The 15,018-nt window shown below is 71.2% G+C and carries 13 protein-coding genes; 9 read left to right on the top strand and 4 right to left on the bottom strand.

Annotated features, from left to right (window positions below):
• The first annotated feature begins 58 nt into the window (after nt 1-58).
• The gene (locus SPR02S_RS28135; protein ID WP_052347063.1) at nt 59-856 is read left to right on the top strand and encodes a potassium channel family protein; all 798 of its coding nucleotides are present in this window, start codon (nt 59-61) and stop codon (nt 854-856) included.
• A gap of 49 nt (nt 857-905) precedes the next feature.
• Here the strand turns inward: SPR02S_RS28135 and SPR02S_RS28130 are convergent, their stop codons facing one another.
• Nucleotides 906-1,178, bottom strand: a complete 273-nt coding sequence (locus SPR02S_RS28130; RefSeq protein WP_026150929.1) for a DUF4190 domain-containing protein — start codon at nt 1,176-1,178, stop codon at nt 906-908.
• A 275-nt stretch (nt 1,179-1,453) separates the two neighbouring features.
• Nucleotides 1,454-3,073: an MFS transporter gene (locus SPR02S_RS28125; RefSeq protein WP_019060354.1), complete on the bottom strand. Its 1,620-nt coding sequence runs from the start codon at nt 3,071-3,073 to the stop codon at nt 1,454-1,456.
• A gap of 47 nt (nt 3,074-3,120) precedes the next feature.
• Here SPR02S_RS28125 and SPR02S_RS28120 point away from each other — a divergent pair, with 47 nt between their 5' ends.
• The 3 genes from SPR02S_RS28120 to SPR02S_RS28110 all read left to right on the top strand — a co-directional run bounded on the left by SPR02S_RS28120 (nt 3,121) and on the right by SPR02S_RS28110 (nt 6,021).
• Complete coding sequence (locus tag SPR02S_RS28120; RefSeq protein ID WP_019060353.1) at nt 3,121-3,792, top strand: TetR family transcriptional regulator; 672 nt, start codon at nt 3,121-3,123, stop codon at nt 3,790-3,792.
• Between the two features lie 93 nt (nt 3,793-3,885).
• Nucleotides 3,886-5,100, top strand: a complete 1,215-nt coding sequence (locus SPR02S_RS28115; protein ID WP_019060352.1) for an alpha/beta hydrolase — start codon at nt 3,886-3,888, stop codon at nt 5,098-5,100.
• 75 nt (nt 5,101-5,175) lie between these two features.
• Nucleotides 5,176-6,021, top strand: a complete 846-nt coding sequence (locus SPR02S_RS28110; RefSeq protein WP_019060351.1) for a DUF4429 domain-containing protein — start codon at nt 5,176-5,178, stop codon at nt 6,019-6,021.
• 94 nt (nt 6,022-6,115) lie between these two features.
• Here the strand turns inward: SPR02S_RS28110 and SPR02S_RS28105 are convergent, their stop codons facing one another.
• Nucleotides 6,116-7,135, bottom strand: coding sequence for an aldo/keto reductase (locus tag SPR02S_RS28105; protein WP_019060350.1), 1,020 nt, complete (start codon nt 7,133-7,135; stop codon nt 6,116-6,118).
• Entirely contained in the window at nt 7,132-7,596 is a 465-nt protein-coding gene (locus SPR02S_RS28100) for a MerR family transcriptional regulator (protein ID WP_019060349.1), read from the bottom strand. The genes SPR02S_RS28105 and SPR02S_RS28100 overlap by 4 nt, the downstream gene beginning before the upstream one ends.
• A 97-nt stretch (nt 7,597-7,693) precedes the next feature.
• On the opposite strand from SPR02S_RS28100, the gene SPR02S_RS28095 reads away from it, so the two are divergent.
• The 5 genes from SPR02S_RS28095 to SPR02S_RS28075 all read left to right on the top strand — a co-directional run bounded on the left by SPR02S_RS28095 (nt 7,694) and on the right by SPR02S_RS28075 (nt 15,011).
• The gene (locus SPR02S_RS28095) at nt 7,694-8,161 is read left to right on the top strand and encodes a GNAT family N-acetyltransferase (protein ID WP_019060348.1); all 468 of its coding nucleotides are present in this window, start codon (nt 7,694-7,696) and stop codon (nt 8,159-8,161) included.
• Nucleotides 8,162-8,179: 18 nt separating this feature from the next.
• Nucleotides 8,180-8,995 (top strand): serine hydrolase domain-containing protein, encoded by an 816-nt coding sequence (locus SPR02S_RS28090; protein ID WP_019060347.1) that lies wholly within the window; start codon nt 8,180-8,182, stop codon nt 8,993-8,995.
• 91 nt (nt 8,996-9,086) lie between these two features.
• Entirely contained in the window at nt 9,087-10,781 is a 1,695-nt protein-coding gene (locus SPR02S_RS59055) for a phosphorylase family protein (RefSeq protein WP_019060346.1), read from the top strand.
• A 7-nt stretch (nt 10,782-10,788) separates the two neighbouring features.
• Nucleotides 10,789-13,776 carry a DEAD/DEAH box helicase gene (locus tag SPR02S_RS56525; RefSeq protein WP_019060345.1) on the top strand — a complete coding sequence of 996 codons (2,988 nt, stop codon included), beginning with the start codon at nt 10,789-10,791 and terminating at the stop codon, nt 13,774-13,776.
• Nucleotides 13,773-15,011: a hypothetical protein gene (locus tag SPR02S_RS28075; RefSeq protein WP_019060344.1), complete on the top strand. Its 1,239-nt coding sequence runs from the start codon at nt 13,773-13,775 to the stop codon at nt 15,009-15,011. The genes SPR02S_RS56525 and SPR02S_RS28075 overlap by 4 nt, the downstream gene beginning before the upstream one ends.
• The last annotated feature ends 7 nt before the right edge of the window (nt 15,012-15,018 follow it).

Below are 15,018 nucleotides of genomic sequence, written 5' to 3'. Positions count from 1 at the left end.
TGGTGGGCGGCCCTTCGGGCCTGCCCACCAGGGGCGCGCATCGACCTAACATGCCGTCATGAACGAACCCTCGGCACAAGCTCGTTGGGAGCAACGCACTCAGCGGCCTCTGCTGGCGCTCGCGGTGGGGTTTGCCGTCGCCTATGCCGTGCCGATCGTGGACACCACCGCCGGTCATTCGCTGACGGAGGTGTGCACTGCGGTCGAGTGGGTGGTGTGGGCGACGTTCGCCGTCGACTATCTGATGCGGCTGGCGATGTCCCGGGACCGGCGGCGGTTCGTGCGGACGCACTGGATGGACCTGTGCGCGGTGGTGCTGCCGATACTTCAGCCGCTGCGGCTGCTGCGCATGGTGTCGACGCTGATACTCGTCGGGCGCCGGGCCCGGATGGCCTCGCAGATCCAGCTCACGACGTATGTCGCCGGCGCGGTGATCGGGCTGCTGATGTTCGGCTCGCTCGCGGTGCTCTCCGTCGAGCGGGACTCGCCCCACGGGAACATCCGGACGCTGGGTGACGCCGTCTGGTGGTCGTTCACCACGATGACGACGGTGGGCTACGGCGACCACGCGCCGACCACCGGGCTCGGGCGGATGATCGCCGTCGGGCTGATGCTCTCCGGGATCGCGCTGCTCGGTGTCGTCACCGCGAACATCGCCACGTGGTTCATCGCCCGGTTCGAGAAGGACGACGTGGAGGAACGGCGGCAGACGGAGGCGATCGAGGCGCTGACGGCGGAGGTGCGGGCGCTGCGGGCGGAGGTGGCGGCGCTGTCGGGGGCGTCGGCGGTGGGTCTCTCCGGGGCGGCTGCTCTGTCCGGAGCGGAGGCGGCGGCCCTCTCCGGGGCAGAGCAGTAGCCCTTTCAAAGGCCGATACAGCCCGGAAGAACGTCCGCTCGGCCTCGGCTCAGAAGAACGTCCACAGGACCGCCGCCAGCGTGTCGATCGCGCCCAGGATGAGGGCCACCAGCGCCATCGCCCGGCGGGAGCCCGTCCACCTGCGGCCCATGGCCAGCCAGCCGCAGATCACCGCGATCGGGCCGAGGACGATTCCCAGGGTGAAGAAGCCCGCTACCGCGCAGACCAGTCCGATGATGCCGAGCGTCGCGCGGTCCGGCCCGCTCCCTGACCCCATGCGGCCACGCGAGCGGGGGGTTTTGCGCGTTCCGAAGCCCGTCATCGTCAACTCCCTGGACATCCATGCCAGTTCGGCCAGTTCGGCCAGTTCGGCCAGTTCGGCCAGTTCCCTACGATGACCGGATACCCGCGTACACACAAAAAAAGCCTGCTTGCGCGCTGCCCCCCTCCGGCAGCGCGCCGCAGACCAACCCGTCCCCCCTGCCCTGCGGAGGACTTGACTTACTGTGACCTGCGGCGCGTACCGGACGCCAGGAATCTTTAGGGGAGTCACCCTGATAGGCGAAATCGGCCTGAAGCAGGGTTGGATGCGTGCCGTCAGATGTGGGCCGCGCCCGCGCCCGCCTCCGCGTTCTCGCCGCGCTTGGTCAGGAGCGCCACGAAGACCGCCACCACCGCTACGCCGGCCGCGACGAGGCAGGCCAGGCTCATGCCGGAGATGAACGTGTCGTGGGCGACCTGCGTGATCTTCGCGGCGATCGCCTCCGGGGTGTTCGGGGCGATCGGGGCGACGCCGACCTGGACCGCTTCGGCGGTGGCGTCCAGCTGGGGCTGGGTGAGCTTGGGCAGGCCCGCGTCCGCCCAGTTGCCGGCCAGGTCGTTGTCGACGCGGGAGGCCATCACCGCGCCGAGGACGGCCGTACCGAGGCTGCCGCCGATCTGCATCGCGGCCTGCTGGAGACCGCCGGCGACACCGGAGAGCTCCATGGGCGCGTTGCCCACGATGACCTCGGTGGCGCCGACCATCACCGGGGCGAGGCCGAAGCCCAGCAGGGCGAACCAGACCGACATGACGGCGCTGCCGGTGTCCGAGGTGAGGGTGGACATGCCGTACATGGCGATCGCGGTGGCCGCCATGCCGCCGGCCAGCGGGATGCGCGGGCCGAGCTTGGTGATCGCCAGGCCGGCGATCGGGGAGCCGACGATCATCATGCCGGTGAGCGGGAGGAGGTGGAGACCGGCGTCGATGGGGCTCATGCCGTGCACGTTCTGGAGATAGAACGTCACGAAGAACAGGCCGCCCATGAAGGCGATCGCCATCAGGACCATCAGGACGACGCCCGCGGACAGCGGGACCGAGCGGAACAGGCCCAGGGGGATGAGGGGTTCCGCGACCTTCTGCTCCCAGAACGCGAACAGGGCGAAGCCCAGCACCGAGACGGCGAGGAACGCCCAGGTCGTGCCGGAACCCCAGCCCCAGGTGGGCGCCTTGATGAGGGCCCAGACGAGGCAGAACATCGCGCCGGAGAGCAGCACGATGCCGAGGATGTCGAAGGAGCGCGGCGCGTTCTCGGCGCGGTGGTCGCGGAGGATCAGCACGCCGAGGACCAGCGCGATGGCGCCGACCGGCACGTTGATGAAGAACACCGACTGCCAGTTGACGTGCTCGACGAGGACGCCGCCGAGGATCGGGCCGCCCGCGGTGGAGGCGCCGATGACCATGCCCCACAGGCCGATGGCCATGTTGAGCTTCTCGGCCGGGAAGGTGGCCCGCAGCAGGCCGAGCGCGGCCGGCATCAGCAGCGCGCCGAACAGACCCTGGAGCACGCGGAACGTGACCACGAACGCGATGCTGTGCGAGAGGCCGATGGCACCGGACGCGAGGGCGAAGCCGCTCACGCCGATCAGGAAGGTCTGGCGGTGGCCGAAGCGGTCACCGAGCTTGCCGGCGGTGATGAGGGAGACCGCGAGGGCGAGGAAGTAGCCGTTGGTGATCCACTGGACGTCGGCGAAACTGGCGCCGAGGTCTTTCTGGATGGCCGGGTTGGCGATGGCGACGATGGTGCCGTCGAGGGCCACCATCATGACGCCGACGGCGACGGTTATGAGGGTGAACCACGGGTGGCCGCGCAGCCCCGTGGAGGGCGCCGGACCGGAGGGGGCGGCTGGTGCCTTGTCCCCCGGCCCCGTCGCGCTGATGGTGGTCTGACTAGTCATGCGTTCGAGGCTAATGTCAGCCGCTGACAGTTGACAAACAGGTTCAGATGTCGGCGACTGTCAACAACGGCGAGGAGAACGGCATGGAGACGTTGCGCGAGCGCAAGAAGGCCCGTACGCGGGACGCGCTGCTGCACGCCGCCCTGGAGCTGTTCACGACCAAGGGCTACGAACAGACCACGGTCGACGAGATCACCGAGGCCGTCGACGTCTCGCAGCGCACCTTCTTCCGCTACTTCGCGAGCAAGGAGGAGGCCGCGTTCTTCGTGCCCCGGCTCACCGAGACGCACTTCGTCGAGGCCGTCCGCGCCCGCCCGCCGCACGAGGCCCCGCTGGAGGCGCTGCGCCGGGCCGTGCTGGAGAGCTGGGACACCATCAACGAGGCGATCCAGCAGGTCGTACCGCTGGACCTGCACATGCGTACCTACCGGGTGATCGAGTCGACGCCCGCGCTGCTCGCCGCGCATCTGCGGCGCTCGCAGGAGCTGGAGGAGGAGCTGGCGCGGATCGTCGCCGAGCGCGAGGGGCTCGACGTGGACACGGACCCCCGGCCGCGACTGGTCGTGGCGGTGTTCGGCGGGGTGATGCGGGTGGTGGAGCGGATGTGGATCGCGGGCGACGACCTCAGCATCGAGGCGATGAGGGAACTGACCGCCGACTACCTCGACGGGGTGGGACCGGCGCTCGCCGGGAACTGGCGCACGAGTCACACAAAGTGAGTCGTACTGAGTTTCTCGTCACGTACCGCTGAAACGTGATCCCCGTCACTCGGTTAACGCGAGACCCTCTCGTTCTCCTAGTGTGTCCTCCCAGTGACTTCCTTCGACTCCTCCCCCACGCTGAACGCCTGGCGCGCACTGGCCGCGCTGGCCGTGGTGTTCGTGATGCTGGCGACCACCGGTTGGACCGCGGTCCGCAGCCACCCCGGGAAAACGGCGCTCCAGGCCTCCCTCTCCGCGTGGGAGCACGGCCACATGAACGGGCGCGAGCTGCCCGACCCGGACGACTCCCCGACCCGGCTCGCCCGCTTCTTCGCCTCGCTCACCGCGCAGCAGCGCACGCGTCTCGCGCACCGCTACCCGCTCGCGGTCGGCAACATGAACGGCGCCCCGGTCTCGCTGCGCTATCGCGCCAACCGCATCGCCCTCGACCAGCAGCGCGAGGTCGAGCGGAAGCGCATGCACGACAACCGTCTGACGCCGCTCGGCCAGCAGGAGGCGGGCCGCCTCATGCACCGCTTCGAGGCGCTGATGACGAAGGACCGCCACATCCTTGCCTTCGACCCCGAGGGTGCGGGCCGGATCGCCGAGGTCTTCGGTGACCTGGACACCGCGCAGCGCGTGTCGGTGATCGTCCCCGGCGTCGACACCGACCTGCTGACCTTCCAGAAGACCAACAAGGAGTACTCGGCACCGGTCGGCATGGCCCAGAACCTGTACGCGGCCGAGAACACGGCGAAGTCCAGGGCGGACAAGGCCGGCACGCGTACGGCGGTCATCGCCTGGGCCGACTACACCTCCCCCGGCGGCCTCGGCATCGACTCGGCCACCGCGGGACGCGCCGAGGCCGGCGCCGTACGGCTGAACGCGCTGGTGCGGGCGTTGCCCGGTAAGGCGCAGGTCGCCCTGTTCTGCCACAGCTACGGCTCCGTGGTGTGCGGGGTCGCCGCGCACGAGCTGCCGGCCCGGGTGACCGACATCGCGGTGGCGGGCAGCCCGGGGATGCGGACCTCGAAGGCCTCCCACCTGCACACGCTCGCCCGGGTGTGGGCGATGCGGGACGCCGACGACTGGATCCAGGACGTGCCGTACATGGAGCTCGGCGGTCTCGGGCACGGCGAGGACCCGGTGTCGGACGCGTTCGGGGCGCGGGTGCTGGCCGCGAAGGACGCCGAGGGCCACACCGGTTACTTCGCGGCGGGCACCGACAGCCTCACCAACTTCGCCGACATCGGTGTTGGCGCGTACCGCTCGGTGACGTGCGCGCACGAAGGTGACACCTGCCGAGAGGGTTTGTCCGGCGCCTAGGCGTCGGACGCGCGTAGAAACAGCAGGAAGTGCGGTCTGCGCGGGGATGGGACGGAGGAGTGTGTGCCGCCTACGATGAGCCGCATGGGTGACGTACTGGCCGGATTTCATGCCGCCTGGGAGTTCGAGTCCGACTCCGTGCTCATCCGCTACGAACGCGGCATTCGAACACCCAAGCTATTCCAGGCGCTCGGTGAACGCCGGATCCCCTTCGAGGCGATCGAGGCGGTGACGCTCGCGCCCGGCAAGCGCGGCACGGTCGTGCTCCGCGTGGAGCCGCGGGCCGGGGCCGACCCGCTGATGGAGGCGGCGGCGGATCAGCTGAAGGAGAGCTGCGATCCCTATCGCCTCGTCCTGCCGGCCGAGCGCGAGACGCTCGCGGAGTACTACGCCGACGAGTTGCGTGCGCAGCTGAAGCGGGAGGGGCCTGCCGAGCGGTTCCTGGTGGCCGCGCCTGCGGTGCCGTTGCGGTTCAAGGCGTACGACGGCAAGGCGACCTTCGACGGGAAGACCGTGTCGTTCCGGTGGTTCTGGACGGGGGCGTCGTCCGCGAAGTGGAAGGCCGGCGACCAGAGCTTCGCGGTCGCCGACCTGAACGGGGTGGAGTGGCGGTCGCCCGAGGTTTTTGAGGGGCATCTGCGGCTGTTGCGTGGGGCCGAGTCGCTGCTGCCTGTTGATCAGGATCCGGCGGCTGTGGTGTTCGGGTTGGGGTATGGGCCTGTGCATGAGTCTCTGCCGTTCGCGGCGGCTGTGCTGGCGGCGGTGCGGTCCGTTCGTCCCTCGGCTGTGGTGCCGGCCGCTCGGCGTGATCCTGCGGATGTCGCCGAGCGGATTCGGCATCTGGCGGAGTTGCATCAGGCGGGGCTGGTGACTGAGGAGGAGTTCAGCGTGAAGAAGGCTGAGTTGTTGGCGGAGTTGTAGCGGGGACGACTTGTTGTTTTTCGGCCGCGGGTTCGTTGTGGCCGGTCGCGCAGTTCCCCGCGCCCCTTAAGGGGCGCGACCCCTAGGGCGCTATTTAGTTCTCCCTGCTCGTCGATGCGAACGACATGTCCGCATAGCGGTCTCCCGCCACCTTGCCCGCGATCGGCTCCAGCAAGGTCAGTTCCTCATCCGTCAGGGCAATCGCTGTCGCCGCCGTGTTCTCCTCCACCCGGCCCGGCTTGGTCGTGCCCGGGATGGGGATTACGGGGAGGCCGTGGACCTGGGCGCGCTGCTGTACCCAGGCGAGCGCGATCTGGCCGAGGGAAGCCCCGTGCGCCTCGGCAACCGTCCGCACCGGCTCCAGGAGCGAGGCGTTGGCGGCCGCGTTCCCGCCGGTGAACCGGGGCTGGTTCCGGCGGAAGTCGCCCTCCGTGAGGTCCTGTTCGGCGTTCGCGAACGATCCCGCGAGGAAACCCCGGCCGAGCGGCGAGTACGGAAGGACCGCCACGCCCAGGTCGGCGGCGGCGCCCACCAGGCTGATCTCGACGTCGCGGCTGAAGAGCGACCACTCCGACTGGACGGCGGCGATCGGGTGCACGGCGTGGGCGGCCCGCAGTTCCGCGCCGGTGACCTCGCTCAGGCCGAGGTGCTTCACCTTGCCCTCGGCGACCAGTTCCGCCATCGCCCCGACGGTGTCCTCGATGGGGACGGCCGGGTCCCGGCGGTGCATGTAGTAGAGGTCGATGGTGTCGATGTCGAGGCGTCGCAGGCTGGCCTCGACCGCCTGGCGGATGTACGGGCGGTCGTTGCGGATGACGCGCCGGGTGGGCTCGCCGGGCGGGATCGACAGGGCGAACTTGGTGGCGATGACGACCTCGTCGCGGTGCGCCTTGAAGAACGGCGAGAGGAACCGCTCGTTCTCCCCCTCGCCGTACATGTCCGCCGTGTCGTACAGGGTCACGCCGAGCTCCAGCGCCCGGTCCAGGGTGGCCAGCGACTCCTTCGCGTCCCGGGGGCCGTAGGACGAGCTCATGCCCATGCAGCCGAGGCCCTGGACGCCGACCTCGGGGCCGGCCGCGCCGAGTCGTGCGGTCGGGATCGGGGTGTCGGTCATCCTGCCTTCTCCTGTTCGTAGGCGCGGCCGGCCGTGGCGTAGAAGTTGATCTTCCGGTCGAGGACGGCCAGGGTGTCCTGCAGTTCGGCGATCCTGGCGATGACGTCCCGGCGGGTCGCCTCCAGGAGTTCGAAGCGGTCGCCGTAGGTGTGCTCGCCCTCGCGCATCAGCTCGGCGTAGCGGACCATGTCGGCGACCGGCATCCCGGTCAGGCGGAGCTTGCCGACGAGGTCGAGCCAGTCGAGGTCGCGGTTGCTGTAGCGGCGCTGGCCGGTGTGCGAGCGGTCGATGTGCGGCATCAGGCCGATGCGCTCGTACCAGCGCAGGGTGTGTGCCGTCAGGCCGGTGAAGGCGACGACCTCGCTGATCGTGTAGCTGTCGTCGCCGTCCGGACGCCGATCGGCCTGCGGCGGGCCCGCGCAGCTGTCGGTACTGGTACCCGTGGTCTCCATCACCGTCATGGCCACCACGCTATGGCCTTGGAGTGCACTCGAAGCAAGCGGAACCGGTAAGAAATCCGCAGGACGGGTCGGCGGTGCGGTGGATAGCGTGCGGGACATGAGTCTCGTACGACGGGCCGCCCCCGACGATGCCGCCGAACTGCTGCGACTGCGCCAGGTGATGATCGACTCGATGGCGGGTTCGGACCCCGGCACGGACTGGCACGCGGAGTCCCTGCCGACGCTACGGGAGCGGCTCGCGTCGGACGAGGACTTCGGAGCGTTCGTCGTCGACCACCCGGAGCGGCCGGGGGCACTGGCGGCGCTGGTGGTCGGGACGGTCGACTACCGGATCGGGAAGGCCGGGGACCCGCACGGCAAGGTCGGGTTCGTTTTCAGTGTGGCCACCGACCCGGACGCGCGGCGTCGTGGGTACGCGCGCGCGTGCATGGACGAGCTGCTGGCGTGGTTCCGTGAGCGCGGCGCCCGGCGCGTCCACCTCACCGCGTCCACGGAGGCCGCGCCGCTCTACGCCTCGCTCGGTTTCGTGCCCAAGCCGGACCCTTTGATGGAGCTGAAGCTCTGACCACTTAGGCTCGACGGCATGTCCTTGCAGAGCCTCGCGCTGATCGAGAACTGGCCGGTGCCGACCGCCGCGGCGGCTGTCGTACGAGCCGACGGGACCGTTCTCGGCACCCACGGCCCGACCGGCCACCGCTTCCCGCTCGCCTCGGTCACCAAGCCGCTCGCGGCGTACGCGGCCCTCGTCGCGTACGAGGAGGGCGCGATCGAGCTGGACGAACCGGCGGGCCCGCCCGGCTCCACGGTCCGCCATCTCCTCGCCCACACCTCGGGGTTGGCCTTCGACGAACACCGGGTGACGGCCCCGCCCGGCCAGCGCCGCCTGTACTCGAACGCGGGCTTCGAGCAACTCGGCGACCACCTCGCGAAGGCGACGGAGATCCCGTTCGCGGAGTATCTGCGGCAGGCGGTGCTGGACCCCCTGGGCATGACCGCCACCACCCTTGACGGCTCCCCGGCGAAGGACGGCGTCTCCACGGGCGAGGACCTCCTGCGGTTCGCCGCCGAGGTCCAGTCCCCCCGCCTCCTGGACCCCCGCACGGTCGCCGAGGCGATGACGGTCCAGTACCCCGGCACCAAGGGCGTCCTCCCCGGCTACGGCCACCAGAACCCCAACGACTGGGGCCTCGGCTTCGAGATCCGCGACTCCAAGTCCCCGCACTGGACGGGGAGTTCGTCCTCGCCGGGCACGTTCGGCCACTTCGGGCAGTCGGGTACGTTCCTGTGGATCGACCCGGTGGCCGGGGTGGGGTGCGTGGCGCTGACGGACCGGGCGTTCGGGCCGTGGGCGGTCGAGGTGTGGCCGGGGTTCACGGACGCGGTGCTGGCCGAGATCTGAGCACCCCTCGCCCGTGATGTGGCCGCGCTCGCTAAAGTGAATTCTCTTGCGCCCCGGCCACTTGTCTCACGAGGAACGGCGAGGTGTCCCGTTGCAGGGAACGTGCCACGCGACCCCCACGGTCGTCGTCCTGACGGCACTGTCGCTCGAATTCCAGGCCGTACATGAGCAGTTGACGGACGTCCGCGTGGTGGAGCATCCGCACGGCACCCTGTTCGACGTCGGCCGGGTGCCCGGGCTGCCGTGGCGAGTGGCGGTCGTCGAGATCGGGGAGGGCAACAGCGGCGCGGCGGCGCACACCGAGCGGGCGGTCGCCTTCTTCCGGCCGGCCGCGGTGTTCTTCGTCGGGGTCGCCGGCTCGCTCCGCTCCGAGGTCGCCCTGGGAGACGTGGTCGTGGCCGGCAAGGTCTATCTGCACCACGGCGGCAAGGAGGGCGACGACGGCTTTCGCGCCCGCCCCCGCGCCTGGGAGATGCGGCACGACGTAGAACAGCGGGTCCGCCGGGCCCTGCGCGGACGTACCGGCGTGCACTTCAAGCCCTTGGTTGCGGGGGACGTCGTACTGAACTCGCGGACCTCCCCGCTGGCGGACCTGATCGCCCGGACCTACAGCGACGCGGTGGCCGTCGACATGGAGAGCGCCGGCATGGCGCAGGCAGCGCATCTCAGCGGTGTCCCCGTCATCCCCGTCCGAGGGATCAGCGACTTCGCGGACGGCCGGAAAGAGATCACGGACGCGAAGGGCGCACAGCCGGTGGCCGCCCGGAACGCCGCCGCCGTGGCCGTACGGATCCTTCGGGAACTGCCCCTGCCCCGTTCCCGTCCCGAGCCCCCCGCGCCTCGGCAGGCACCCGCGGTCGTGGTGGTCTCCCCGTCGGCCGGACGGTCCGACGACACGGCCGGCTGGCGCGGCGGAGCCGTCGTCACCGTGGACGGGGAGGCCTGTCTGCTGCACGACGACCCGGACGCCCCGCCCACCGAGACCGTGTCACCCGACCACTCCGTCGTACGGCGTCAGGCACTCGCCCGCCTCCTGCCCGGGCCCGGTCACGTCGCACGCTTCGTCTGGCTCAGGCAGGTCGAGGCGTCGTACCACGGTCCGGGCGCCGAAGCGGCACTGCGCGCGCTGTCGGACGAGCACGATCTCTTGCGCGAACTGGGTGGCGGGCCGGGCGTGGTCCACTACGGGCGGCGGGGCGGGACAGCGACCCTCGCCCTGGCGTGGCCGGTGTCCCGGCGGTCCGGAAAGCCGTGCGAGACCCTCGCCGAACTGGTGCGGGACGACACCGAGCCGCTCGGCGCCTGGCGATCGCACCGGCTGATACGCGGCCTGGCCGCCTCGTGCCGGATCCTCGGCAAGCTGCACGACCGGGGGCTGGCCCACCGCGCGCTGGAGCCGGCCGCGCTGGTCCTGGGCGACGACGGCAGCCTGTTCCTTCGCGATCTCGGCCTGGCCACGACCCCACCCGTACCCGGGGAGGCGCCCGGCCCGTACCAGGCCCCGGAACAGCGGCGCGGCCACCGCGGACGGGCCGGCGAGCACGGCGCGGCCACGGATGTCCACCGGCTCGGCGCGCTCGTCCACCGGCTGCTCACCGGGTCCCCGCCGGTACCGGGGATGCCCTCGGCGCTCCCCCGGCTCGCCGGGTCTCCCCTCCCCGGTGTCGAGACCGTCGACGCCGCGCTCGCCCCCGACCCCCGGGACCGTCCCGACCTGTCCGCGCTGGTCGTCGCGCTGCGCGCGGTGAGCGACGGCCTCGCCGCTCCGGCCCGAGAGGAGCGGTGAGCGCCCCATGACGTCCTCCACCCTGGAACTGGCGAGCCCCCTGGTGCTCGTGCCCGGCGGTTCCCTCGACAAGCAGCTGCGCGACAAGGCCCGGATCCACCCCGGGCTGCCCGCCGTCGAACAGCTCGCCCGGGATCTGGGCGCCCTCAGGAACGGTGTGCCCGCGCGGCTCGACGAGGGCGGCGGCGGACGCGGCCCGAGCCTGCTGGTGCACACCACCGCCTACCGGCTGCGGCTGTATCCGACGGACCGCGGGACGGGCTACTTCGTCAGCGCGGTCGATCCGGTACGGCTGCGCGACCACCACGAACTCGCCAAGTCCTGCCTGCTGGTCCGGCCGCCCGCCTGGCGGCTGGTGTTCGGCGTCCGCGACATCCCGCAGCACGCCGACGCGGGCTGGCAGCGGATACAGGAAGCCTGGCAGCACCTCGGCACCGTGCTCACCGAGCACCGGGAGACGGCCGCGCCGAACCCCGCGCAGCAGACTTTCCTCGACGCGGTCGGGCAACTCGTCGACGCCACCCAGCGGATCACCACCCGGGAGGAGCGGCGCGGCGGCCCGTACCCGTACGCCGAGTTCGCGTCGACCGGTGGGCAGCGCTCCGGCCGTCATTCGATGTACGAGTTCCGGCTCGCCCTGTCCGACGTGCCGGACGAGGGCGCCTTCGTCGAGGTGCGCGGGGAAGCGGAGATGCGGGGCCAGGTGACGCGCAGGGACGGCCGCCGGGTGACCGTCCGCTTCGACCAGGCGGTGTCCTGGGAGCGCATCCCCCGTCAGGGCGAGCTGGCCGTGACGCCGAGTACCGTCGTGTTCGACAAGCAGCGGGAGGCGCTGGCGCTGCTCGGGTCCGGCCGGGCCGGCAACCCGCTGCTGCTGCCCGCGCTGGTGGAGCACCGGGTGCGAGCCCTGCGGCCGGTGTCCGTGACACCGGGCGAGGCGCTGGACCCCGATCAGCTGACCGCGTTCCGCAAGGCCCTGGCCACCGATGACGTCCTGGTCGTCCTGGGGCCGCCGGGCACCGGCAAGACCCGCACCATCACACAGATCGCCCACGCCTGCGCGACCGGTCGCGCGGGCGGCCGGACCGACGGGGACGCGAGGAATCGGGTGCTGGTCACCTCGCACACCAACCGGGCCGTGGACAACGTCCTGGCGAAGCTGCCGCGCGACCTGGTGGTGGTACGCGTGGGCAACGACGGCAAGGTGTCCGAGGACGGTCGCCCCTATCTGCTGGAGCGGCAGGCCGGCGAACTGGCCGAGGAGGTCTCGCAGGCCATGACCCAGCGTGTGGCCGCGTATGCCCAGGTCGACACCGCACGCAGGCGGGCCGACGAAGTGACGCGGGCCCTCGACCGGCTCGACCGGCTGAGAGCGGCGGAGAAGTCCGCGGCGGCCGGACTGGACTCCGCACGACGCACGGCCGGCGACCCGGTGCGGAAGCGGCTGGACGCCCTGGCCGCGCGACGGGAGCACGACCAGGGCACCCGGGACGGGGTAGTACAGCGCATCGAGCGGGCGGAGCCCAAGTACGTTCGTGCGCGGGAGCGTTCGGAGGGCCGGGCGTTCGGCTCGCTCTTCCGCGCTCCGGCACGGCGGTGGCAGCGACGGCTCGACGAACTGCGCGCCCAGGACGAGGAGTTGCGGACCGCGCTCACCGCGCTGGACACGACACTCGCCGCGACCCACCTGGAGCTGGAGCAGGTCACGCGTGACGCCCCCGCCGTGCGCGCCGCCCGGGACGCCTGGCAGGGCGCGGCCGTGGACCGTGCCGACTCCCAGCACAAGGCGTACGACATCGCGGACCGGGCCATCGCGGCCATCGCCCACCTGGAGTCGCCGCCCGAGCCGGGCAGGACCGAGGACGCCGAGGCCGCACGCGGTCAACTGCGGCCCCTGGAGCGGTGGTTGGGCGAGTGGCTCCCCCTGCTCGTCGCACGGCGGCAGCTGGCGACGGAGTGGCAGGCCGCGATCGCCGCCGACTCGCAGCAACTGGCCCCCGAACTCATCCGCTACGCGCACGTCGTGGGCGCGACCTGCATCGGTACCGCGTCCCGGCCGGAGCTGTCCGGCCTCGACTTCGACCTGGCGATCGTCGACGAGGCGGGGCAGATCGGCATCGCCGACGCCCTGGTCCCCCTCGTCCGCGCACGACGCGGAGTGCTCGTCGGCGACCACAAGCAGTTGCCGCCCTTCCTCGACACCGAAGTGGCCGAGTGGGGCAAGGACATCACCTCCGCGGAGCTGCGGGGGCTGATGACGAAGAGTGCCCTGGAGCGACTGGTCGACGGGCTCCCGGACTCGCACGTCGTCCAGCTGACCCTGCAACGCCGGATGCCGGTGGAGATCGCCGGCTTCGTCTCGGCGGCCTTCTACGACGACCGGCTGCGCACCGAGCACGACCACCCGTACCACGACCCGCTGTTCAGTAGCCCGATCGCCTTCGTGGACACCGGAGACCTGCCGCCCCGGGACCGGCAGGAGTCGTCGGACACCCGGGCCGGCGAGTCCTTCGGTCGCGTCGGCGTCCGCAACCACTGCGAGGCACGGCTGCTCGCCCGGCTCGCCGCGTTCTACCACCGGCGCGGCAACGAGTGGGCGGTCATCGTGCCGTATCGCGCACAGGTCGCGGCGGTGGTCGCCGAGCTGTCCCGGCTCATCGGCGACGGCCGACGCGCCCGCGAAGGGGTCGGGACGGTCGACTCCTTCCAGGGCGGTGAGCGCGAGGTGATCCTCTACGGCTTCACCCGCAGCAACTCCCAGGGCCGGATCGGCTTCCTGAAGGAACTGCGCCGCGCCAATGTCGCCTTCACCCGCGCCCAGCGGCAACTCGTGCTCACCGGCGACCTGGGCACCCTGCTGCGCGCCGACGACCCGGACTTCCGCGCCCTCGCCCAGAACCTGCACACCCATCTGAAGCGGCACGGCGACATCAGGTCCCACGACGACGTCACGGCACTGCTGGCGAAGGCCGCGCAGGAAGGAGACGGGGCATGAACGCCGTACAGCGGCTGATGCGTTTCCCGCCCGAACGGGTACTGGAGGACGCCGCCGTGGAACGGGGGCTGGCGCCGACCCGGCTGCACGCGCTGCTGCTGCCGGTCTGGCGGGTGGAGATCCGGGCCACGATCACCGAGGGCGAGGACTTCAAGCTCATCGACCGCCATCTGGAGCGCGGTCTGGCGTACGGCGGTCTGGCGACCGTGGCCGAACTGGCCCGGTTCTTCGCCCTGGAGGAACCGTTGGTCGCCCAGGCGGTACGTTTCCTGACCCGCACCGGTCACATCGAGGAGCACGCCGGCAGACTCGCCCTCACCCCTCTCGGGGTGCGCTCCGTCCAGGACGACCGACGCTATGTCATCACCCGTGAGGACCGTCGCGAGCTGTACTTCGAGGCGCTCTCCTGCACCCCGCTGTCCCGGGCCCACTACGACGAACGCAAGGTGACCCCGCTCGCGGGGGCGGACCTCCAGCAGGTGCTGAACAGCCGGGATTTCCCACGGTTCACGATGGTGTCCGTCATGACGGGCTTCGACCGCGGGGCGCTCAGCCGGCTCGCGACACAGACCGGGCCGGAGGAACGCGACCGGCTCAATCTGCCCGTCGCGCTGGACCAGGTGGAGAGCCTGGGCGAGGAGTGTGTCTTCCTGCCGGTGTATGTCGTGCACGGGCTGCGGGAGGACGGACGCCCCGGACTGCTCGTCTACAGCCAGGTGGGTGCCGAACCCGACCGTGATCTCACGGCTGTGCTCCAGCGGGCGGAGCACGTCCTGGCCGCGATCGGAGCCGAGGAGCGCGAGGCCGAACATCGCGAGGCCGGCCTCCGGGCCGCCGAGAAATGGCTGGAGCAGAAGGGCCTGGACGACCACCGGCCGCGGCGCCGTCCGGACGGCACGTACTCGATCGACCTCCCGGCCTCCGCGTACGGTCCGGACGGCGTTCCGCTCACCCGGGTGGGTTCGTACACCGTGCGGGGCACCAGTTTCTTCCATCTGTGGTGCCGCGACGAGACGCTCCGCAAGTACGCGCTCCTGGCCCGCCTGGACCTGCGGCTGGGGGCCGGACGCCGGGTCACACGCGCGGACGCCGAGGCTCACGTCGACCGGCTCGCACGGCAGCTCGATCTCCCCGTGCCCGATCTACGGCGGCTGCACAAGGGCGCGGAGACCGCCGGCCACGGATCCCTCGCCGCCCAACTGGCGCGTCTGACCCAGGATCAAGAGCCCGTGTGACGCGCCC

The sequence above is a fragment of the Streptomyces prunicolor NBRC 13075 genome (assembly GCF_000367365.1).
In the GTDB taxonomy this organism is placed as follows: domain Bacteria; phylum Actinomycetota; class Actinomycetes; order Streptomycetales; family Streptomycetaceae; genus Streptomyces; species Streptomyces prunicolor.
Note: the sequence above shows the minus strand (reverse complement) of the source record. Positions and strands in the feature narration are given on the sequence as shown.